Source organism: Pseudoalteromonas sp. KG3 (genome assembly GCF_030436385.1).
Classification (GTDB): domain Bacteria; phylum Pseudomonadota; class Gammaproteobacteria; order Enterobacterales; family Alteromonadaceae; genus Pseudoalteromonas; species Pseudoalteromonas prydzensis.
In genome coordinates this window covers 3,373,177-3,395,536 of the sequence record NZ_CP098523.1, presented here as the reverse complement: position 1 = coordinate 3,395,536, position 22,360 = coordinate 3,373,177, and the positions used below count along the sequence as shown (strand labels likewise).

Genomic DNA, 22,360 nt, shown 5'->3' with positions numbered 1-22,360 from the left:
GCTTGCGTTTATTGGGGCCGCTAATTAATTAAACTCAGTAGCTCATGCACTGTTTTAACTGGCGTAATTTTAGCGCCCAGTCCTTCCATTGATTTATGGTAGTTGCGAAATGGAATAAATATTTCGGTAAAACCGTGCTGGGCGGCTTCTTTAACGCGCGGCACACCACTATCGATTGGCCGTACATCGCCATTTAAGCTCAGCTCGCCCATTATGCAGGTTGTACGTGGCACCACAAATTCATTTAAGCTGCTGAGCAAAGCAGTTACTAGCGCTAAATCGATACAGGTTTCAGTTTCATCAATCCTCAGCCCGCCTACAATATTAAAAAACGTATCGTGGAAGATTTTGGTTTTAGTGTGTTTACGCAAAATACCGGTCAACATTTTTATGCGGTTCATATTTAAACCTACACACACACGCTGTGGAAATTCAGCTTCGGTTTCAGTGGTTAAACATTGAATTTCGAGTAACAAATTACGGTTACCTTTACGAATACAGGTAATTGTAGAACCAGGTGAATCCGTGCTCGAGCCCGATAAAAAGATTTCACTTGGGTTATCTACGCTGAGCATACCGCGCTCACACATTCTAAAAATACCCACAGTGTCGATATCACCAAAACGGTTTTTATTGGCGCGTAAAGTACGAATTTGCCCGTCGTTGGTGTCTATGTGTAATAGCGCATCAACAATGTGCACTAAAGTTTGCGGCCCTGCGATTTCATTATTCTTATTTACATGGGCGATGATAAACATAGTGACATCGTTTTGCTTGCAGTACTGTGTCAGCGCTTGCGCAGCACTTTTAACTTGCGATGGTGAGCCTGGGCTGCCGTTGGCGGTATCCGTAACAACCGCTTGAATGGAGTCGATCACCGCAAACTTGATTTTATTTTTTTCAAGCTCTTCGATAATGGTTTCAACACTGGTTTCTGATAATAAATACAGTTCGTCAGGGTTGTAATCGAGCTTTAGACGATTAACTCGGTTTTTAAATTGTGATAACGACTCTTCCGCGGTGCAATAAAGTGATGGCATACGTTGTGACATGCGTGCCACTAAATCCGACAATAACGTGGTTTTGCCCGCTCCAGGGTCACCGGAAATAATATTTACAGAGCCGGTAGTCACGCCACCAGATAGCACCCGATCAAGCTCACCAATACCAGTGAGTTGTTTTTCTGCTTCAGTGGTTGTGATGTCGTTAATTTTTTTAGAGCCACCGCCCACACCACCGGCATAACCACCAACAACACTGCGCGCTGCTGCTTTTTTACTTTGCCCCGCAGAGGGTTTAAATTCAGCTAAGGTGTTCCATGCGCCACAGCGACACTGCCCTTGCCAGCGCTGATAGTTCATACCACATTCGGTACAAACAAACTCTATTTTTGCCGCTTTTGCCATTAACTTTGCCTATATTCATCATTTTGAATTAATTTATGTTAATACTAGTTTGCCATGCTGTACTGTATTGTCGAATATTGACCTTGCCAACTAGGCAAATCAACGCCACAATCGAGTTATATAAAAGCAATGTTATTTACTTTTATGTTTAGGGCATACTTTTTGCTTAATCTTTTTTGCTTGGACTTTTTGATCCTAAAATTAAAGTAATGAGCCATTAATTTGGCAATTTCATACTTGAATTCAAATAATAAAAACTAAAAAGGGTAGTTATTACATTCACTATGCTGCAAACCAGCGTCCAAGAGAGTGTATAAATACTCACGTAGTATACCAACTTTTTAGAATAGACGGTGATGGTTTTATAAATGACTGAAGACATTCTACTGAAGTACGAAAGTTTGGTTGACGAACTTAAATCGTATTTAGGTAATGCCAAATTTGACACGATCTTTAAATCAAAAACAGCGGGCCTGACCAAGCCTGAGCAGTTCTTGATCAAGATGGAAATGTCACGCCTCTCGCAACCCATTGCTCGTTTTATCGATTTACGTGGTCAAGTAACAGGTCAAGTTAAGTCTTATGAGTATGACGGCAAACAGCACTTTATGGATGAAACTGCCATTGCAGTATTCGAAAAAGCCATAAAACGCCACGGTGGTTATACCCTTGCTGTGTATGAAGCCGTTATGAATACCGATAACAACCACCGCGTAATGCAAAAAAAAGCGGCTGAACAAGCAAAACAACCTGAACTACAAAACAAACAACAATTAGATTGTCAGGTAATTAAATTTGCCTCTTATGAAAGCCGCCGCGAAGAGCGGATGAACTATTCAATCAAGATCACGGTGGAGCTGAGCAAAGACGACACTATTGCAGCCACGACCTCTGATATTTCTTTAAGTGGCGCCAAAATCAAACTGTCGCCACGCTATCAAGTCAAAAAAGGCCAATTGCTTGGTCTGCGCTTAGTGGGCCTTGAACAAGATTTTGAGCTGGGTTTAAAAAACGGTATTCAATACGAAATTGTGGCGGTTGAAAAAATATCTGCAGAGTATAATCATATTCGCTTAAAACGTACTTTTATCGAAAATAATGCAAAATTCGATGAGTTTTTAGCAAGCTTTATTCATGGCAACAAACGCCGCTATAAAGTGAATTTAGATAACACCTTAGACGCCGTCGTGTCAAAAGGTTACGAACAGTATTATATTCCGCGTGTTACATCCTTGTTCACCTTTTTTAGCCAGCAAAATGACAAGCTCTACCCGAGTTTAGTGCTAACTACTGAAAACAATATTTTCATTCAGCGCTATTTTTGTGATGAACGTAAGCTATCGTGTTTGTACACTATTTTAAATCAACAACGTTTAGCCGAGCTGTTAAGCACCCCAGCGCAAGTAAAAGAAGAATATTTATACACCTTTACCCATGTGGTGGCAGGAAAAATATATTACTACTCGGCAACACGCAGCGAGTTGGCAGCAGAGCCGCAGTTCAGCGCGTTATTTTTTGGTTTTGGTAGCCAAAAAGATAGTTGGCAATGCTTTAAAGTGCAGTTAATGCCAAGCCATCCTGAGGACTCATTTATACCATTGAGTTTACCAAATACCGCTGGCAAAGATATTGAGAAGTTGAATAAACCACCTTCGCCGCGCGTACAAGGGATGATCAAAGACGTAAAATATTTGCTGATCTTAACCGCCATTGGTACCGCAGCCGAACAGGCTCATTATCAGAGTTTTAGTTATGATAAAAGTATCGTTAATCAACTCAAACGTTTTGGTCACGGTAAACATAAAACTCCTCCCAAACTTGAAACTGTAGATTTAGAATACGTGAACCTGCGCTCACACAAGCGTTACTTGTATAAAACAGATGCGCTATTAACCACTAAAGATGAGCAAATACAAACCGCCCATAGTCGTGATTTTTCGGCCATGGGATTGCAAATTGAATGCGATAAACCGGTTACATTGCAAAAAGGTGATATTGTTGAATTAAGCTTACCTGAACTACAAAAGATCACTAAAAAGCACACTCTTAGCAAATTAAAATACGAAGTGATGGCTGTCAGTAAATCATTAACTACCATCAATTTAAAAGCCTCACGAATTGCTGATAACCCTCATGAAGGGGTGAAATTTTTCACTCAGTTAATTGAAAATAACAAAGATAAATTAAAGGTATCCGAAGAAGCTCCCAAAGTACCGGGGCTTTCAACTGCGCTTAGGAATATGGTGACGAAAAGTGTCTGCCAATTTCCGTTTTATTTACATAAAGAGGCGGCGCATTTTAAAACCGGCGCAATCGGTCAAGGCTTATACCCGAGCCCACTGCATATTATTTTACAAAATTATGGTTTGCTTAATGAAACCACCAGCATTGATGCGTTTTTACCACCAGAGCAAATCACAGAGGTGATCACCCCTGCAATCAAAGATCGTAGCCGCCAAGATCCGCCACTGCCTTTCACATTATTTATTCGTTTTGATCCGAAAAAATCGAGCATCGAAGATGCTGTAAAAAGTAAATGCACTGCGACTGACGACTTTGCCCCTCAGTTGCTCTTTTTAAAGAAAGGGCTAAAATCTGAATTGCTATTTATTATGCGTGTTTATATTTCGCGTACTGGCCGCCCTGATACCGATTACTTAGCTAACGAGCTAAAATATGTAAGCCAATATGCATTACATAAAGCCAAAGATCTTGAAGAAGCGCTGTGGTCGGTCGCAGGCGTTGGTGACATGGTTGATATAACCGACGAAACGCTTAGTCATTTAGATTTATCAACTGAACTGATAGAACAAATGAATAAGCGTAAACAGATTTGGTTAAAACGGCTCAGTTAATTACTCAGCCTGAGGAATAGTTAATAAATACAGCAGCTGTAATAGTGAGCCTTGGCAAATAGCCGCTTGGGCTTGCTCAACCACTTTAGGTTTACCGTGAACTGCGACTCCGAGCCCGGCTGCCGCCATCATGGTTAAATCATTAGCGCCATCGCCAATTGCCACAGTTTGTTGTAGTGGCAAACTTAGCTGCTGCTGTAAGTTGCGCAGCACCACTGCCTTTTGCTGGGCATCGACAATAGTACCAAGTACTTTACCTGTGAGTTTTGCATCTTTAAACTCTAGAATATTGGCATGAACTTCATCTAAATTAATCAGCTGCTGCACTTGCTCGGCAAAAGGCACAAAACCACCCGAAGCAATCGCTAAGTACCAATTATGTTGCTTTAACACTCGGCATAACTCTTTAACGCCAGGCATTAGTGGTAAGTTATTTTTAAGCTGATCAATTAAGCTTTGTTCAATCCCTTCAAGCTTGGCAACACGTTGATGTAAGCTCTCACTAAAATCTAACTTACCAGCCATCGCTTGTGCGGTTACTGCAGCCACTTCGTCATACACATCAGCTAGACGAGCTATTTCATCAATACATTCAATGGTAATAGCGGTTGAGTCCATATCCATTACCAGTAGGCCTGGATTAGTTAAACTTGGTGGCTTACTGACCTGTACAAGCTGAAAACCGTGTGGATGCGCAAATTCATTCATTACTAGAGGGTTAATGCTCGTTTTTGCGGTATCAGAGTAAAAACACAATGCCGGCGTTAGATTTTGATCGGGTTGATAACGGCATATTGCGGTGACTATAAATTGCTGTTGCGCCAAAAACTGCACAATACTCGCTAATTGCTGACCGTTAAAATCGCCAGCAAATGCAATACTAAACACCCCTTGCGGATCGCTCGGTAAGCTCACTTGCTCTGCTAAGGCATCTTGATAGTGATACCATTTACCTAACGACAACTGCATTGACAATTGCTCTGATGAAAGGCTCGCAATGCGCTCCAATGTCATGATGACTCCAAAAATGATACTAATGTCTCCCCTGTAAAATAACAGTTAACTCGCCATTGAGGGGGATTTAAGGTTATAGTTAGGCCTAGTTGTAACATCAAAAGTAAAAGCTGTCAGCAGCGCAAACGGTGACTATGAAAAATAACCATCTTAAAAACCCTATTTCAGCATCCCTTAGGCAACGCCTAGTGCGATTAAGCATTGCTGCGGCATGCTTTTTGTTACTGACTTGGGTAGCGGTTAATAGTAGTTTTCAAAGCCATCAATTACTTTATGATAATGCCGACAGCACAGCAAAAAGCTTAACCCGCTTTATGGCACTTAATGCAAAAACACCGATGCTTGAAAAAAACAAACCTGAGCTCACCGCCTTATGTAATAGTATTAGCAAAGATGAGTTTGTATTAGCGGCAACGATTTACGATCAGCAAGGTGTCCTTATTGCCAGTAGCGATAATTGGCAAAAGCACCATTTACTAGGCAAGCTACCGAATTCAACCCCGGGTATTAGCAAGCTAAAAACGCCGTTTGTTGAGCCGATTATTAGTGATGATAATCGCCCGCTGGGTTTTGTTACAATCACCTATTTAACGCGTTCAGCAGTGGCAACTAGCCATAGCAGTTTTCATGACTTAGGCCGCCAAGTTCTATTGATGTTAGTGATCACCTGTATTTTTACCTGGCAACTTGGGCGTGGATTAAAACGCTGGCAGGTTAATCGTTATATTCGAAAAAGTGCTGAACACGATTCATAAAGTTGTTGTTCAAAAATACCTTTCTCTTGCTCTTTAAGCTGCTTTAACTCGCACAGTTGTGCAAATATTAAAGGCAGCTGCAATGGCGTATTAACTTGCCCTTGAAACCCCGCCAGTGGCATTGAGGGTGAATCTGTCTCCAGCACTAAATGCTCAGCCGCCAATGCAGCAACAACACTACGGGTTTTTTGCGCTCGCGGATAAGTGATCACCCCACCCACGCCCAGCTTAAAGCCGTGCTTAATGTAATACTGTGCTTGTTGCATTGAACCTGAAAAAGCATGAATAACCCCACCGAACTTAGGTTTGCAACGCTTGAATGCTTGGGCTATTAAGTCATGACTTTGTCGGTGGTGCACAATCAAGGACAACTCAAGCTGATTAGCAAGCACGATATGATGCTCAAATATCTGTGTTTGTAAGGCTAAGTCATCAATACTGCGGTCAATTCCGCACTCACCAATAGCGATAAGCTGTGAGCGATGTTGCTCTGCAAATTCAGTTAATGTCATCAGATGATTATGCTGATACTGCGCTAAAAAGTAAGGGTGTAAACCGGCTGCAATACCAACGTTTGTATGCTGAGCAGCAAACGCAATTAAAGCCTGAGATTGCGCCAAGGTAACCCCCGGCACAATTAGCTTTTCGATCCCCTGCTGCTGACATTGCTTAATTAGTTGTGCGCGCTCAGCATCAAATTCAGTAAAGTCTAAATGGCAGTGTGAATCAATAAACGCCATAACAGCTTATGGGTTTAAACGGGTAATTTGCCAACTGTTATCAGCTTGACGATGATACATAAAACGGTCATGCAAGCGATGCGCGCCACCTTGCCAAAACTCAATTTTAGTCGGTACTACACAATAGCCGCCCCAAAAATCAGGCAGTGGGATTTCACCCTTAGCAAATTTGTTTTTCATATTGGCAAAAGTTTCCATCAGCACTTTACGCGATGATACCGGTCGACTTTGCGCTGACGCCCATGCCGCTAATTGGCTTTCTTTAGGGCGTGATAAAAAGTACTTCGCCACCGCCGCAGTAGGTAATGGTTGTGCTTCGCCATAAACAATCACTTGGCGTTCCATATGGTGCCACGGGAAATGCAAACAGATTTTGTTATTCCCTTTGAGCTCTTGTGCTTTACGTGAGCCGGTATTGGTAAAAAATACAAAGCCGTTTTCATCTAGATGTTTTAATAACACAATACGCTGTGAGGGCTGGCCAGTTTCATCAACCGTTGCCACCACCATGGCTGTTGGATCGGGCAGCTGACTTGCTACCGCATGCTCAAGCCAAGTTTCAAACTGTTTAAATGGATCATCAAGCAAAGTCTCTTCGCTCAACGCATCTTGCAGGTATTCACGACGAATATCTTCGAGTTTCATAAAATTCCCTCTAAAAAGCTATCAGCTATCAGCTACAAAATTAAACGATTGCAGCTGCGCGTCAAACTAAACCTAGCACCTAGCACCTAGCACCTAGCACCTAGCACCTAGCACCTAAAATTATCTGCAAGTGTAGGAGTGCTGACAAGGCCCAGTGTTTTTTATGCCAAGGAGCATACGCTTCGTATGTGACTTAGGCTAAAAAAGCACGACAACGCCGTCAAAACGAGCTACACGCTGCAAGAGTCCACCTAAGTAGTTTAGCCTAAGACAAGGCGGACACTCGACTTATCCCTATGAGCATACGATCTTGTATGTGATTAGGGTCAGTAACTCAGTGCCAAACTATATATCTGCAAGTGTAGGAGTGCTGACAAGACGGAGTGCTTTTTTATGCCAAGGAGCATACGTGTTTGTATGTGACTTAGGCTAAAAAAGCACGACAACGCCGTCAAAGCGAGCTACACGCAACAGATTACATTTGCTCCATGACTTCGATACCGAGTAGATCTAAGCCTGTTTTCAGCGTATCCGCCACTAAGTTACACAACACTAAACGGCTGTCACGTACACTTGACTCTACGCCATCTTTAAGCACTGGGCAAGCTTCGTAGAATGTCATGTAAAGGCTGGCAAGCTCGTATAAGTAACTACACAATACGTGCGGGGTTGCTTCACTGATCATTTGATCTAGCACTTCTTCCAATTGTAGCAATTTAAGTGCGAGTGCTTTTTCTTGCGGCTCGATAATAGCAACATCCGCGTTTAAGCTTGCAGCGTCTACGCCCGATTTACGGAAAATACTACGTACGCGAGTATAAGCGTATTGTAAGTAAGGAGCCGTTGCGCCTTCAAAACTAAGCATGGTATCCCAGTTGAAGATGTAATCGCTGGTGCGGTTTTTCGATAAATCAGCGTATTTAACCGCGCCAATACCTACTTTACGTGCGATTTCAGTGCGCTCTGCATCGGTTAAATCAGATTCACGCTCTGCAAGTTTAGCTGTAGCGCGAACTATTGACTCTTCGAGTAAGTCAGCAAGTTTAACAGTGCCGCCAGTACGGGTTTTAAATGGTTTGCCGTCTTCACCCATCATGGTGCCGAATGGGCAAAATTCATAGCTGGTTTCATCTCGTAGTAAACCCGCTTTACGGGCTGTAAGCTCTACTTGATTGAAGTGCAAGCTTTGACGCGCATCAACAAAGATTAAAATACGCGCTGCGCCTAACTTGTTTGAACGGTAATCACAGGCAGCTAAATCAGTTGTCGCGTATAAGAAACCGCCACCCGATTTTTGTACGATAAACACCGAAGGTTCACCGTCTTTGTTAGCAAGTTCGTCTAAAAACACCACTTGCGCACCTTGCGATTCAACCGCAATATTCTTATCTTTTAATAATGTGATAATGTTATTCAGTTCACTGTTATAAGCACTTTCAGCCATGATGTCATCAGCAGTTAGGGTTACATTCAAACGCTTATAGACTTCCTCTGAATGTTTTACTGAAGTGGCAATAAATAGCTTCCACAGTTTTTCACAGTGCGCGTCGCCACCTTGCAGTTTTACAACGTAGTCACGTGCTTTATCGGCAAAACCTTGTTCATCATCAAAACGTTTTTTAGCATCGCGGTAGAACGTCTCTAAATCAGCCAGTGCCACTGAGTCTAAGTCAACACCTTGGTTTATTTGATCTTCTAAGTGAGCGATCAACATACCAAACTGCGTGCCCCAATCACCCATGTGATTTTGACGAATAACTTTGTCACCACGAAATTCAAGTGCGCGCACAACGGCATCACCAATAATGGTTGAACGTAAGTGACCTACGTGCATTTCTTTAGCAAGATTTGGTGATGAGTAATCAACTACAACGGTTTGCGGCTGTGCGTGCTCTGCAACAGCAAGTTTTGCATCTTGATTTGCAGCTTGTACGCTGCTTGCTAAAAATTCAGGCTTGAGGTGAATATTAATAAAACCAGGGCCTGCGATTTCAGTTTTTTCGGCGATGTCGCTAACATCTAAGTTATCAATAATTTTTTGTGCAAGCTCACGTGGGTTGCTTTTCATTTTTTTAGCCGCGCCCATAGCCCCGTTAATTTGGTAATCACCAAATTGTGGACGAGTACTTTGTGTAACCGCAGGGTTAGTATCTGCTGGTAGGCCTGCTGCGGTCATTGCAGCAATGGCTTTATCGATTAAAAGCGTACGAATATTCATGTAATTTGTTACCTTTGTCAGCCCGCCATTGCGGGCTTTAATTAAATTTTGAGTTTAGTTTTCACGCGTGTGGTTAAACGTCACTTCAGGGTAACGCTCTATTGATAAATTAAGATTTACACGGCTTGGCGCTATGTAAGTTAAGTTATCGCCGCCATCAAGTGCTAAGTTGCTCTCACACTTACGTTTAAAGTCTTCAAATTTTTTCACGTCTGTCGAACTTACCCAGCGAGCTGTATTTACATTCACGCTTTCGTACAGCGCATCTACGTTATATTCTGCTTTTAAGCGTGCCACTACCACATCAAACTGTAGTACACCTACCGCACCTACGATTAAATCGTTATTGATAAGCGGTCTAAATACTTGTACTGCTCCTTCTTCAGAAAGCTGTACTAAGCCTTTAAGCAGTTGCTTTTGTTTTAATGGATCGCGTAAGCGAATACGACGGAACAACTCCGGCGCAAAGTTTGGAATACCACTAAATTTAAGCTTTTCGCCTTGCGTGAAAGTATCGCCAATTTGAATCGTACCGTGATTGTGTAAACCAATAATATCGCCTGCGAAAGCGTCTCCTGCGCGTTCACGGTCGCCGGCCATAAAGGTCACCGCATCAGAAATGCTTACTTGCTTACCAATACGCACATGATTCATTTTCATACCTTGGCTGTACTTGCCTGATACGATACGCATAAACGCAATACGGTCACGGTGTTTTGGATCCATGTTGGCTTGAATTTTAAATACGAAACCCGTGAAATTTTCTTCAGTGGCATGCACTGTGCGGTCTTCTGTTTCCCGTGGTAATGGCGTTGGCGCCCATTCAGTCAAACCATCGAGTACATGGTCAACACCAAAGTTACCCAATGCCGTACCAAAATACACAGGCGATAACTCACCGGCTAAAAATAGCGCTAAATCAAATTCGTGCGAAGCGCCAATAACCAACTCTAACTCTTCACGTAATTGCTCTGCAAGTTCTTCACCAATCGCTTCATCAAGCTCTGGGTTATCAAGACCTTTGATGCTACGTACTTCTTGAATTGTATGACCTTGTCCGGTTTTATATAAAATCGTTTCTTGGTTATGAATGTGGTAAACACCTTTAAACTCTTTACCACAACCGATAGGCCAAGTAATTGGTGCACACGCGATGTTTAATTCAGTTTCAACTTCGTCCAACAGCTCCATTGGGTCGCGTATATCACGGTCACATTTATTCATAAACGTAACGATTGGCGTGGTACGTAAGCGCGTTACTTCCATCAATTTACGGGTACGATCTTCTACACCTTTTGCCGCATCGATAACCATTAAACATGAATCTACAGCGGTAAGTGTACGATAGGTATCTTCAGAGAAGTCTTCGTGTCCTGGAGTATCGAGTAAATTAACGAGCGCTTTGTTATATGGAAACTGCATTACAGAGGTCGTTACCGAGATACCACGCTCTTTTTCCATTTCCATCCAGTCTGATTTCGCATGCTGGTTAGAACCACGGCCTTTAACAGTCCCCGCTTTTTGAATAGCTTGTCCAAACAACAGTACTTTTTCAGTGATAGTGGTTTTACCAGCATCCGGGTGAGAGATGATAGCGAACGTGCGTCGCGTATTGATTTCGTTTAATAAATTAGACATGTAAGCCGCTTTAAGTCATAACAAGGCGCCACTAACACAACCCTAAGCAAAGGGCTTTGCTGCGCACTGTAATTTGAAAATAGAATTGCCAGCATTATACCTTGTTTGTCTTAGCCAAAAAAGCAACGATTGTAAGTAATTAGCCGATAATTTAGTTTCAAATAAAGCCAGGCTCTTTGCAGTAGTCAACGTACTAAACTTGTGTAATTTTACGCTAACGCATACTATTGGAAGATTGCATGGAGGATATTTTGTTTGGGTATGAAAACCAGTAAGCTAAGTATAAGATTATTATGGTATATCACGCCGTTGGTGATTTTGCCGTTACTGTTTTTAGGTGGTTTTACTCTCACCAACGTAACCAGCTCTACGCAAAAGCAAGCTGAGCTTATAGTCAGTCGCTTTGTTGAACAACAACAGCAAAAAATGTTTAACTACATTGATTCTTTCCACTCAACCACGAAATTGCTTTCAACCTCTCCGGTACTCAGTGACTTTTTAGCCGATGACTTGCGCGACAACGGTAATTACACTCGCAGGTTAGGCGCGCTAATGGACGTATTTGCTAGTTACTCAGAGGCTTACCCTGACATTATTAGTGTTAATTTGATTTCACCAAACGGCCAAAGTGATGCCTATTACTCCAGTAATTTAAATACCGCCCCAACCAGTTACCCGTTTTTTTCGCAAGTATTACAAAGTAACCTACGCCAACAACAGTTTATGGTGCAAAAACCAGATGGCACCACCAGCTTGTATTTTATTCAACGTATTTACAGTGCCGATTACTACTTAAAACGCCCACAACAGCTTGGTTTTATTGTTGTACACGTCGAGCCATCGATTTTAAATACCAGTATTTTAGAAGCTCCCTATAACAACACGCTCAATTTACTACTAACCAATAACGGCAAAATATTATTTAGTTCAGACTACGATAAACGCGGTCAATATATTAGTGAATATGAACTTGAACAGATCCATAAACTCGCTGATCTGGGTAAGCTTTCAACCATAGAATTATCAAGTATCGACAAAGTCGAGCGGATGATTTACGCCATCCAAATGAGCGGTGGTTATTATTATGTCTCTACTATTCCGAAAGCTTTGCTGTACCAATCGGGTAAAGCAATCAGCTTAATTACTGCGTTAATTGTGATCATTTCAGTGATCACCCTACCGATGCTGATATTTATTGTGGTACGTAATTTACTGCTTAACCCAATCGAGTTGCTCGGTGCTGCCAGCCATCGGGTGGGTGATGGCGATTTATCAGTGTATTTACCCGCGCACAATAACGATGAAATGGGCGTGCTATTTAACGACTTTAACCACATGGTGAATCAAATTCGCCATTATCAAGACGAACTTGAAGAATACAAACATCACCTTGAAGATAAAGTTGAAAGCCGTACCAAAGCACTTGAAACCATGAACAGTCAGCTAGAGGTTGCCATTGCCCAAGCTGAGCAAGCCAACCAATTAAAAAGCCGCTTTTTAGCTAATATGAGCCATGAAATTCGCACGCCACTAACCGCAATTATGGGCTTTACCGAGCAGCTGTTACATAGCAATAAAACCAGCGGTGATGCTTTACATCTCAGTACTATATTACGTAATTCAAAGCACCTGCTTGAGCTAATTAATAATATTTTAGACTTATCCAAAATCGAAGCCGAAAAGCTAGCAGTGGAAAAAGAGCCACTGGATATCGTGCAATTAGTCCATGATATAGATTCAATTATTCGGCCGTTATCACAAGAGAAAAAGCTCAACTGTAATATCAACTTTCACTTACCACTGCCGCGCATCATTAATAGTGATGGCACCCGTTTAAAACAAATTCTTATCAATATTGCCAGTAATGCAGTGAAATTTACCGAGCAAGGCTTGATCTCTTTAGATATTACTTATGACAGCGATTCACAGCTGATTGAGTTTGCAATTCAAGATAGCGGTATTGGCATGTCCGAACATGAAGTTGAGCGAGTATTTAAACCGTTTGAACAAGCTGATGCCACCACCACACGACGCTTTGGTGGTACAGGATTAGGCTTATGTATTTCTAAAAATTTAGCGCAACTACTCGGTGGTGATGTATATGTACAAAGTACGCTCGGTAAAGGTAGTTGTTTTAGCGTGCAAATTGCCTGTAACTTAGCGACTAACAGTGATTTTCCTCCTGTGATGCTAACAGAGCAAAGCCAACTCGCTCCGGAAAAAGATCTACAACTTTCATTTGCACAAAACAGTTTTGATGCCAATATTTTAGTCGCAGAAGATAACCCCGATAATCAAGTATTGATCAAACTACTGTTGCAAACATGGGGGCTTGAACCGGACATTGCTAACAACGGCGCAGAAGCGGTTGAAATGGCACTAGTAAACGACTATCAACTGATCATTATGGATATGCAAATGCCTGTAATGGGTGGTTTAGAAGCCACTCAGATGTTACGCCACGCAGCCTATGACGGTCCCATCATCGCCCTCACTGCGAACGTGATGAAACATGACGTAAATACTTATCTGCAAGCGGGTTGCGATGAGGCACTCGCTAAACCAATCGACAAAGATGCTTTAGAAAGTGTGCTGGTTAGCTATTTAAATATTGAAAAAGACACCCAAAATAAATGGGACAACCTACTCAATAGCGAAAGGTTTCAACAAATCAACAACGACTACCGTTCCAAATTACCCGATTATTTAACTCAGGTAACACAACTGCACAGTGCCAATGAGTGGGAACAACTAAGGGTGCTTGCACACAGCTTAAAAGGCAGTGCAGGATGTTTTGGGTTTAACAATATTCACCATGCTGCTGCGGCACTTGAGGATAACTTACGGGGTCGCGATCAGAGCCGACGTGATTATTTAGCGCTGAGTTTAATAGAGTCGATTAAGTACACGTTGCAGCAAGAGCCGCTAACTGAATTATAATATGTGGATGAAGTTCATCTGAGCTCAGCCAAATAGCAGAGTCATGCCCATTAAGATAGCATCTTCATAGCCATTTTTTGCCGGATCATCACTGGGGTAGTAGTTTTTACGCACCGACATTTCAGTAAAGCCAGCCTGCTCATACAAAGCAATGGCACGGGTGTTGGTTTCACGCACTTCTAAAAATAAGTTTTCAGCACTGTGCTGTTCACCATAACTAATAAACGCATTAAGCAATTGTTTAGCAATGCCCTGCCCCTGAAACTGTGGCGCAACGCAAATATCCATTAAGGTAAAATCAGGCCCTGCTTTTTCACCAATATAAAAACCAACCATTTGTTCAGCCTTAAATGCGGCTAAATTAAAGTAGCGCCCAGCTAAACATGATTGCATGGTATTGAGTCCCCAAGGATGACTATGGCATACGTTCTCAATGGCCATTAGCGCATCTATCGATGCTTCAGTAACAGGTTTAAAGGTTATCAAGGTGTGTACTCATCAGCGCCCAGAGTGCGCGTTTATTATCGGCAGTAAGCTGTGAGCTCGGAATGCTAAGCAACCCATTATGCCAAGCAAGATTATCGCTTTGCACAATCTGCTTTATCTGTAATGGCGCAACAGCACGCTGTAAGTCTGCGAATAATTGTGTATTGAGCTCAATAGTTACTGGCTGTGCTGTGACTGCCTGATCGCCCACTTGCTCGACTATTGGATCAGATCGAAAATGCTGATTTAGTTCAAGGTTTTCTATACCAAAAATAGCTGCGTATCGTGGATGCATAACAACTCAGTAGATTTAAACACTAGAACAATATAAGAAGTAATAAAAACGATGTAAAGAAGAAATGGCAGGGGCGGAGAGACTCGAACTCCCAACCATCGGTTTTGGAGACCGCTGTTCTACCAATTGGAACTACGCCCCTGCAATGACGACGAATTATAGAGACCTTTCGCTAAAGGTAAAGAAAAAAATTACTTTTTTAGTTTGATTGCTTTTTAAATAAACAAAACGGCGAATTAGTTAACTAATTCGCCGTTTTTATAATCAGTTAGAAAAACTATCTAACGGTTATTCCCACTCAATCGTGGCCGGTGGTTTACCTGAAATATCGTAAACAACACGCGAGATACCGTCGATTTCATTAATGATACGGTTTGAAACCAGGCCTAAGAACTCATACGGTAAATGTGACCAACGAGCAGTCATAAAGTCGATAGTTTCAACACAACGAAGGCTTACAACCCAGTCATATTTACGCGCATCGCCCATTACACCAACAGACTTCACCGGTAAGAACACAGTAAATGCTTGGCTTACTTTGTGGTAAAGCTCAGCTTTGTGTAGCTCTTCAATGAAGATAGCATCGGCACGGCGTAATAAATCACAGTATTCTTTTTTGATTTCGCCAAGTACACGCACACCTAGACCAGGCCCAGGGAACGGGTGACGGTAAAGCATGTCATACGGTAAACCTAGCTCTAAACCAATTTTACGTACTTCATCTTTAAATAATTCACGCAGTGGCTCTACTAGGCCCATTTCCATATCATCTGGTAAACCGCCCACATTGTGGTGAGATTTGATCACATGTGCTTTACCTGTTGCAGACGCTGCTGACTCGATAACATCTGGGTAGATAGTACCTTGACCTAACCATTTTGCATTTTTAAGCTTTTTAGATTGCTCATCAAAAACTTTAATAAATGTATGACCAATCGCTTTACGCTTGTCTTCTGGATCTGATTTACCAGCAAGGTCTGCTAAGAATAACTCTTCAGCATCTACTTTGATGATGTTTAGGCCAAACTTGTTGCCAAACATATCCATTACTTGTTGGCCTTCGTTTAAACGCAGTAAACCGTTATCAACAAATACACAGGTTAAACGCTCGCCAATCGCGCGGTGGATAAGCATAGCGACCACTGATGAATCAACACCACCAGATAAACCTAAGATCACTTCGTCATCGCCTACCGTTTCTTTAATACGCTCAATTGCGTCATCAATGATTTTGGCAGGAGTCCATAACTTTTCACAACCACAAATATCAATTGCAAAACGTTCAAGTAGACGTTGTCCTTGATGAGTGTGAGTTACTTCTGGGTGGAATTGTACGCCATAAAAACGCTTTTCTTCGTTAGACATTGCCGCATGCGGACAAGTAGATGTTTTAGCTGTGGTTTTAAAGGTATCTGGAATTTCCATTACTTTATCGCCATGGCTCATCCATACGTCTAGTACGCCATTACCACCGTCTGTAATGTGATCTTCAATCGCATCAAATAATGCACAATCACCTACTTTTTCAACTTGCGCATAACCAAACTCTTTTTTATCAGAGCTGTGAACGCTGCCGCCTAGCTGAGTAGCCATTGTTTGCATGCCGTAGCAAATACCAAGTACTGGTACGCCAGCATTAAACACATACTCAGGAGCACGTGGGCTATTCTCAAGGGTTGTTGACTCAGGGCCACCAGATAAAATAATACCTTGTGGATTGAACTCACGGATCTGCTCTTCCGTTACGTCCCATGCCCACAGCTCACAGTAAACACCAATTTCACGCACACGGCGGGCGATCAATTGCGTGTATTGCGAACCAAAGTCTAAAATAAGAATTCGTGAATCGTGAATGTCTTTGCTCATTGAGGGTCTCGTTAGTCAAGAACTAGCACTCAGGTAACCTGAATGACTAAAAATAAATAAGGGCCAGCAAAAGCTAGCCCAGTAATTTCAATAAAGTATATTGATTAACCTAAGCGGTAGTTAGGTGCTTCTTTGGTGATTTGCACATCATGAACATGTGACTCACCCATACCAGCTGAAGTAACGCGTACAAATTGAGGTTTAGTGTTTAACTCTTCAATCGTTGCACAACCGGTTAAACCCATTGCACTGCGCAGGCCACCAACTTGTTGGTGGATGATTGTCGCGATTGGGCCTTTATAAGCCACACGACCCTCAATACCTTCAGGAACAAGCTTGTCTGCTTGATTTGATTTTTGGAAGTAACGATCTGATGAACCTTCTTTTTGGTTCATCGCGCCAAGTGAGCCCATACCACGGTATGATTTGTAGTAGCGACCTTGGTAAAGTTCAACTTCACCTGGCGCTTCTTCAGTACCCGCTAGCATTGAGCCAACCATGACGCATGATGCACCAGCAACAAGTGCTTTTACGATATCACCAGAGAAACGAATACCACCATCAGCAATCACTGGAATGTCGCGGCCTTTTAAGCCTTCAACTGCATCAGAAATAGCGGTAATTTGTGGTACACCACAACCGGTAACAATACGTGTAGTACAGATTGAACCTGGGCCGATACCCACTTTAACTGCATCAACACCAGCATCTGCAAGGGCAATCGCACCTTCAGCAGTAGCAACGTTACCCGCTACAATTTGTAAATCAGGGTATGTTTGACGAGTTTCTGCAACACGGTCGATAACACCTTGTGAATGACCATGAGAAGTATCTATTAATAATACATCAACACCCGCTTCAACTAATGCAGCAATACGCTCATCAGTGCCTGGGCCTACACCGACAGCAGCACCGACACGAAGACGGCCTTGCTCGTCTTTACATGCATGTGGTTTATCTTGAGCTTTTTGATAATCTTTTACGGTGATCATGCCTTTTAATTTAAAGGCATCATCAACAACAAGAATCTTTTCGATGCGGTGTTCGTGCATTAAACCTAAGATCTCTTCGCGAGCTGCGCCCTCTTTAACAGTCACTAACTTTTCTTTTTTAGTCATTACTGTTGAAACAGGTTGCTCAAGCTTAGTTTCGAAACGCATATCGCGGCTGGTCACAATACCAACAAGGCCGTTTTCAGCATCCGTTACCGGAAAACCTGAAAAGCCTTTTTCTTCAGCAAGTGCAATCGCATCTGCAATCGTTAAATCCGCTGTCACAGTAACAGGAAAAGAAACAATACCGGCTTCGTACGTTTTAACTTTACGTACGTTTTTAGCTTGTTCTTCAATTGTCATGTTTTTGTGGATAAAACCTAAACCGCCCTCTTGCGCTAGCGCGATCGCTAAGCGTGCTTCTGTAACAGTATCCATAGATGCTGAAACTAGCGGCAAGTTAAGTTTGATACCACGCGTTAAGCGAGTTGAAATGTTTGCCGTGTGTGGCAAAACAGTAGAATGACCTGGTACTAAAAGTACGTCATCAAAGGTAAGAGCTTCTTTAGCAATTCTAAGCATTTTGGCAACTTCTCACATGTGGATCTTGTATAAGGAATTGCGGCCAAATTTTATCAGCGTTATGGACACGAGTAAATAAGATTTCACAATTATTTATGATAAAATACCGCCATCGTCGTTTTTAAGAGTCGCTTTATGGCCATAACATCCCAGCAGCAAACGATTTATACCGTTTCTAGGCTAAACAGAGAAATTAGAACCGTGCTTGAACAAGGTTTCGCATCGTTAATTTTAACCGGTGAGATCTCAAATTTCATTACGCCTGCGTCTGGGCATTGGTATTTTACGCTTAAAGATGATCGTGCCCAAGTTAAAGCCGCCATGTGGCGTGGCAATAATCGCGGCCAACGTTATCGTCCAGAAAACGGCGCACAAGTAACAGTGCGCGCTCGGGTATCTTTATATGAACCGCGTGGTGATTACCAGCTGATTGTTGAACACATGGAAGCGGCAGGTGAAGGCCAATTAAAGCAACAGTTTGATGAATTAAAAATGCGTCTCGCGGCTGAGGGTCTATTTAGCTCTGCATACAAGCAGCCACTACCAAGTGTTGTACATCGCGTGGGGGTAATTACATCAGCAACCGGCGCCGCAATTAAAGATATTTTAACGGTACTTAAACGCCGCGCACCACAGCTTGAAGTGGTTATCTACCCCGCTATGGTGCAAGGTAAAGACGCCCACTTACAATTGATTGATAAAATTAATTTGGCCAACGCCCGTAATGAAGTGGATGTGCTTATTTTAGGTCGCGGTGGTGGTTCATTAGAAGACTTATGGTGCTTTAACCATGAACTGCTAGCACGTGCTATTTACGCCAGTAAGCTACCTATAATTAGTGCCGTCGGGCATGAAATTGATACCACTATCAGTGACTATGTGGCAGATGTCCGCGCTGCTACTCCATCTGCGGCGGCAGAGCTGGTCAGCCCTAATAGCAGTGAACTCTACAACCAAATTCAACAACAATTACAGCGTTTAGCAAATGCGTTTAAACATCAGTTATCAGCCAAGCAAAGCACAGCCACCGCTCTTGAGCACCGTTTAACATTGTGCCATCCGCGCAATCAATTAAATCAACAAGCACAGCGTTTAGATGAGCTGTCTTTAGCACTACAGCAAGCAATGCAGCTGCGTATTTACCAGTATGAACGCCACTTAAATAATTTAGTGCCGCGTTTAATGCAGCGCTCACCTGATCGAAAACTCACTCAAGCGGGTCATCAATTACAACAATTACAAGCGCGTTTACAACAAAGTATGCAACAGCAATTACGTAGCAGCCAAAATACGCTGGCACTGCAAGCGAGTCGTCTTGGATCAGTAAGCCCACTGAACGTGCTAGCTCGTGGTTACAGCATTACCAAAAATGAGCAAGGAAAGGTTATAAAGTCAACGTCGCAAGTGAACCAAGGCGATGCGCTAACCACAGAATTAGCCGATGGAGTAATTCAATCTATTGTTAGTTAATCCGATTCGGTAGCAAGCAATAAAGAAAAGTCGCGATCGCTGGATTTAGAGGTGCTAACGGTAAATTGTTGCCAAAAATCCTGTTTGACCAACTGATCATTAAGCTCGCGCCATTGGGTGTGAGTAAAGTCATCATTATCTTTTGGTGCTGCAAGTTCAAATTTACACACCGAGCTTTTACACTGCGCACTCACCAGCTCAGGGCTGATGCTTAGATCTGCGGTTTGCAAAAAATCTTTCATGGCTGTTTCTGTGCGATATGCCCATTCTTCATTACGGCTTTGCTGCTCAAACTTATCTAATAAAGCTTGCTCAAAATCAGAGGGGGCTTGAGCTTGTGTTTGGTAACGTTTAACCAGCGCTCGTTGCTGCGCTAATTCATGCTTAAGTTGCTGCAGTTGCTTCTCAAGCGGTTGTTCATCCTTTGTTTGCGCTGATGCATCTTGGGCAGTCGAGGTAATATCCGCCACTTGCTGAGACTGGGATACTGTATCTAGCTCTGCAGCTGCGGTACTGGCAGGCATTATTTTGACTTCTTGTTCAAGTACCTGTGTTTTTGTGGTAGTTACAGGAGCTGCTTCGTCAGAGCTCCACGTAAAGTAGCCCCACGTTAAAACAACACCTGTAATAAATGCCAGAGCTAGCGAAAATGGATTATGTTTACTCATGCTTAATTCCTTTTAAGTTTTTTTACTTAGAGCATGGCACTGGTGTGTGATTCGTTTTGTGGCTCATCAACTTCTAAAAAGTTCTGATTCATACTTTGCGCTGGACAGGGACAATTTGGCTTGCCAACAATTTTAGCTGGTACACCAACAACTGTGGTGTGTGGCGGTACCGCGCTTAATACAACAGAGCCAGCACCAATTCGTGCACCCTCGCCGACTTCGATATTGCCGAGCACTTTAGCCCCAGCACCAATTAGGACACCTGCGCGAATTTTCGGGTGACGATCGCCTTTTTCATTACCAGTACCACCAAGCGTTACTGATTGTAAAATTGACACGTTATCTTCTATTACCGCAGTTTCACCAATGACTATACCAGTTGCATGGTCAAACATAATACCATGGCCGACTTTACAAGCGGGATGGATATCAACGCCAAATACTTCTGAGGTACGGCTTTGAATAAAACGAGCGAGCTCTTTACGGTTTTGTAACCAAAGGCAATGGGCGAGTCGATGTGCTTGAATTGCATGGAAACCTTTTAAATTTAAGATCACAGTTAAATAAGTATCGGCAGCAGGGTCACGATCTTTAACCGCTTTTATATCATGAGCCACATGAGTCAACATGCGATCACACTCAACAAAAGCCTGATCAAACAATTCACGTATAGTAAATGCAGATACCACAGCATCAGATAACTTATTGGCAACGATAAAACTCAACGCAGATCCTAAACACTCATGATTTAGAATGCATGAATACACATGACTTGCTAACAGAGGTTCACGGGTAACGACTTCTTTTGCTTCTGTGCGAAGCTGTTGCCAAATTTCATGACGCATAGGACGGCCTTAAATTAATACTGGGTGTACTTTGTTTCAGTTTAACGGATTTCATCACGTATGTGTTAACACTGTAATTATTTGTTCTGGTTATTAGATATAACTTTCCTGCTTGATCCACAACTTTATTAAATAAATTTAACCCTTGGTTAGAAACTTTCTGTTCCTTAAAAGGTCATATAGTTATCGTATAGCTAGCACAAATAAGGAATGTAATGTGACAACGTGGCGCTGGCCTCTGATTATTTCATTACTGCTCCACGGGATAATTCTTTTAATCTTTACAACCATTAAAATACCAAAACTACAACAACAAAAAACAGCTCCAATTAAAGCATATATGATCACTGTCCCCTCTAACATTAAATCTTTACCTGTGGCTAAAAAGCCGCAGCAGCCTATCCCTAGCAAGCCAAAACAACAAATCGAAGCGACCTCCCCAAAAACGCAACCGAAAACATCAGCTACGAGCATAAGCCCCAGCGTTAAAATTAAACAGCAAAAGAAATCGCCGCCCACTACAACTGATGAACAAACTAACAACTACAAAAAGATAGATCTAAAACTAGGCTTGGAACATATACTTAAAGAACAACAAACTACATTACCGGCAACGCAATCTCAATCGAATACGTCCACTCAACCACAGCGCATTTCGGTGCCAAAGGCACACAAAGCAAACAGCATAGATCCATTAAAAATTGAAAAACAAAGTATGCAGCTTTCTATCTATCGCTACGGTGATAGATGCTTTAAGAAAGTATCTATGGGGGCTGGTGTTATACCAAAAAGTGATTTACCTGATAGCTATATACAAGCGATTGATTGTCCCAATACAAAAGTCACAGAGGCTTACGATCAAGCAATGGAGAAATGGCTAAATAAAAAGTGACTATCACTAAAAAAGTGCCTCAATAATTGAGGCACTTCAATTCAGCTTTTAAT

17 protein-coding genes and 1 tRNA gene are annotated in these 22,360 nt (G+C 42.3%); 5 read left to right on the top strand and 13 right to left on the bottom strand.

What is annotated here, in order from left to right:
* Positions 1 to 20: 20 nt before the first annotated feature.
* On the bottom strand, positions 21 to 1,406 hold the full coding sequence (gene radA / locus NDQ71_RS15935) for a DNA repair protein RadA (RefSeq protein ID WP_064665585.1): 1,386 nt from the start codon (positions 1,404 to 1,406) through the stop codon (positions 21 to 23).
* Between the two features lie 368 nt (positions 1,407 to 1,774).
* Between radA and NDQ71_RS15930 the strand changes: the two genes are divergently transcribed.
* A complete protein-coding gene (locus tag NDQ71_RS15930) occupies positions 1,775 to 4,261 on the top strand; it encodes a PilZ domain-containing protein (RefSeq protein ID WP_301561830.1) in 2,487 nt (828 codons plus the stop codon).
* On the opposite strand, the gene serB is transcribed toward NDQ71_RS15930, so the two are convergent.
* Complete coding sequence (gene serB / locus NDQ71_RS15925) at positions 4,262 to 5,275, bottom strand: phosphoserine phosphatase SerB (protein WP_192542992.1); 1,014 nt, start codon at positions 5,273 to 5,275, stop codon at positions 4,262 to 4,264.
* Between the two features lie 134 nt (positions 5,276 to 5,409).
* Here serB and NDQ71_RS15920 point away from each other — a divergent pair, with 134 nt between their 5' ends.
* The gene (locus NDQ71_RS15920; protein ID WP_064665582.1) at positions 5,410 to 6,030 is read left to right on the top strand and encodes an AhpA/YtjB family protein; all 621 of its coding nucleotides are present in this window, start codon (positions 5,410 to 5,412) and stop codon (positions 6,028 to 6,030) included.
* On the opposite strand, the gene NDQ71_RS15915 is transcribed toward NDQ71_RS15920, so the two are convergent.
* The 4 genes from NDQ71_RS15915 to prfC all read right to left on the bottom strand — a co-directional run bounded on the left by NDQ71_RS15915 (position 5,997) and on the right by prfC (position 11,271).
* Positions 5,997 to 6,770 carry a TatD family hydrolase gene (locus NDQ71_RS15915; RefSeq protein ID WP_301561829.1) on the bottom strand — a complete coding sequence of 258 codons (774 nt, stop codon included), beginning with the start codon at positions 6,768 to 6,770 and terminating at the stop codon, positions 5,997 to 5,999. The genes NDQ71_RS15920 and NDQ71_RS15915 overlap by 34 nt on opposite strands.
* A gap of 6 nt (positions 6,771 to 6,776) precedes the next feature.
* Positions 6,777 to 7,415: a pyridoxamine 5'-phosphate oxidase gene (gene pdxH / locus NDQ71_RS15910; RefSeq protein ID WP_064665580.1), complete on the bottom strand. Its 639-nt coding sequence runs from the start codon at positions 7,413 to 7,415 to the stop codon at positions 6,777 to 6,779.
* A 475-nt stretch (positions 7,416 to 7,890) separates the two neighbouring features.
* Entirely contained in the window at positions 7,891 to 9,633 is a 1,743-nt protein-coding gene (gene argS / locus NDQ71_RS15905) for an arginine--tRNA ligase (RefSeq protein ID WP_192541104.1), read from the bottom strand.
* A gap of 54 nt (positions 9,634 to 9,687) precedes the next feature.
* Entirely contained in the window at positions 9,688 to 11,271 is a 1,584-nt protein-coding gene (gene prfC, locus NDQ71_RS15900) for a peptide chain release factor 3 (RefSeq protein ID WP_301561828.1), read from the bottom strand.
* A gap of 261 nt (positions 11,272 to 11,532) precedes the next feature.
* On the opposite strand from prfC, the gene NDQ71_RS15895 reads away from it, so the two are divergent.
* The gene (locus NDQ71_RS15895; RefSeq protein WP_301562678.1) at positions 11,533 to 14,211 is read left to right on the top strand and encodes an ATP-binding protein; all 2,679 of its coding nucleotides are present in this window, start codon (positions 11,533 to 11,535) and stop codon (positions 14,209 to 14,211) included.
* Positions 14,212 to 14,235: 24 nt separating this feature from the next.
* On the opposite strand, the gene rimI is transcribed toward NDQ71_RS15895, so the two are convergent.
* The 5 genes from rimI to guaB all read right to left on the bottom strand — a co-directional run bounded on the left by rimI (position 14,236) and on the right by guaB (position 18,432).
* Positions 14,236 to 14,697, bottom strand: a complete 462-nt coding sequence (gene rimI / locus NDQ71_RS15890; RefSeq protein ID WP_301561827.1) for a ribosomal protein S18-alanine N-acetyltransferase — start codon at positions 14,695 to 14,697, stop codon at positions 14,236 to 14,238.
* Positions 14,684 to 14,992, bottom strand: coding sequence for a hypothetical protein (locus NDQ71_RS15885; RefSeq protein WP_301561826.1), 309 nt, complete (start codon positions 14,990 to 14,992; stop codon positions 14,684 to 14,686). Before NDQ71_RS15885 ends, rimI begins: the two co-directional genes overlap by 14 nt.
* Before the next feature lie 65 nt (positions 14,993 to 15,057).
* Positions 15,058 to 15,134, bottom strand: a tRNA-Trp gene (locus NDQ71_RS15880).
* A 146-nt stretch (positions 15,135 to 15,280) separates the two neighbouring features.
* Complete coding sequence (gene guaA / locus NDQ71_RS15875) at positions 15,281 to 16,858, bottom strand: glutamine-hydrolyzing GMP synthase (protein WP_064665574.1); 1,578 nt, start codon at positions 16,856 to 16,858, stop codon at positions 15,281 to 15,283.
* Positions 16,859 to 16,962: 104 nt separating this feature from the next.
* The gene (gene guaB, locus NDQ71_RS15870; RefSeq protein WP_192541084.1) at positions 16,963 to 18,432 is read right to left on the bottom strand and encodes an IMP dehydrogenase; all 1,470 of its coding nucleotides are present in this window, start codon (positions 18,430 to 18,432) and stop codon (positions 16,963 to 16,965) included.
* Between the two features lie 135 nt (positions 18,433 to 18,567).
* Between guaB and xseA the strand changes: the two genes are divergently transcribed.
* Positions 18,568 to 19,902, top strand: a complete 1,335-nt coding sequence (gene xseA, locus NDQ71_RS15865) for an exodeoxyribonuclease VII large subunit (protein WP_192541083.1) — start codon at positions 18,568 to 18,570, stop codon at positions 19,900 to 19,902.
* On the opposite strand, the gene NDQ71_RS15860 is transcribed toward xseA, so the two are convergent.
* Positions 19,899 to 20,570 (bottom strand): hypothetical protein, encoded by a 672-nt coding sequence (locus tag NDQ71_RS15860; protein ID WP_301561825.1) that lies wholly within the window; start codon positions 20,568 to 20,570, stop codon positions 19,899 to 19,901. The two genes, xseA and NDQ71_RS15860, sit on opposite strands and share 4 nt — an antisense overlap.
* A gap of 26 nt (positions 20,571 to 20,596) precedes the next feature.
* The gene (cysE, locus tag NDQ71_RS15855; RefSeq protein WP_301561824.1) at positions 20,597 to 21,415 is read right to left on the bottom strand and encodes a serine O-acetyltransferase; all 819 of its coding nucleotides are present in this window, start codon (positions 21,413 to 21,415) and stop codon (positions 20,597 to 20,599) included.
* 217 nt (positions 21,416 to 21,632) lie between these two features.
* Here cysE and NDQ71_RS15850 point away from each other — a divergent pair, with 217 nt between their 5' ends.
* Positions 21,633 to 22,307: a hypothetical protein gene (locus tag NDQ71_RS15850; RefSeq protein WP_283711256.1), complete on the top strand. Its 675-nt coding sequence runs from the start codon at positions 21,633 to 21,635 to the stop codon at positions 22,305 to 22,307.
* Positions 22,308 to 22,360: the final 53 nt, after the last annotated feature.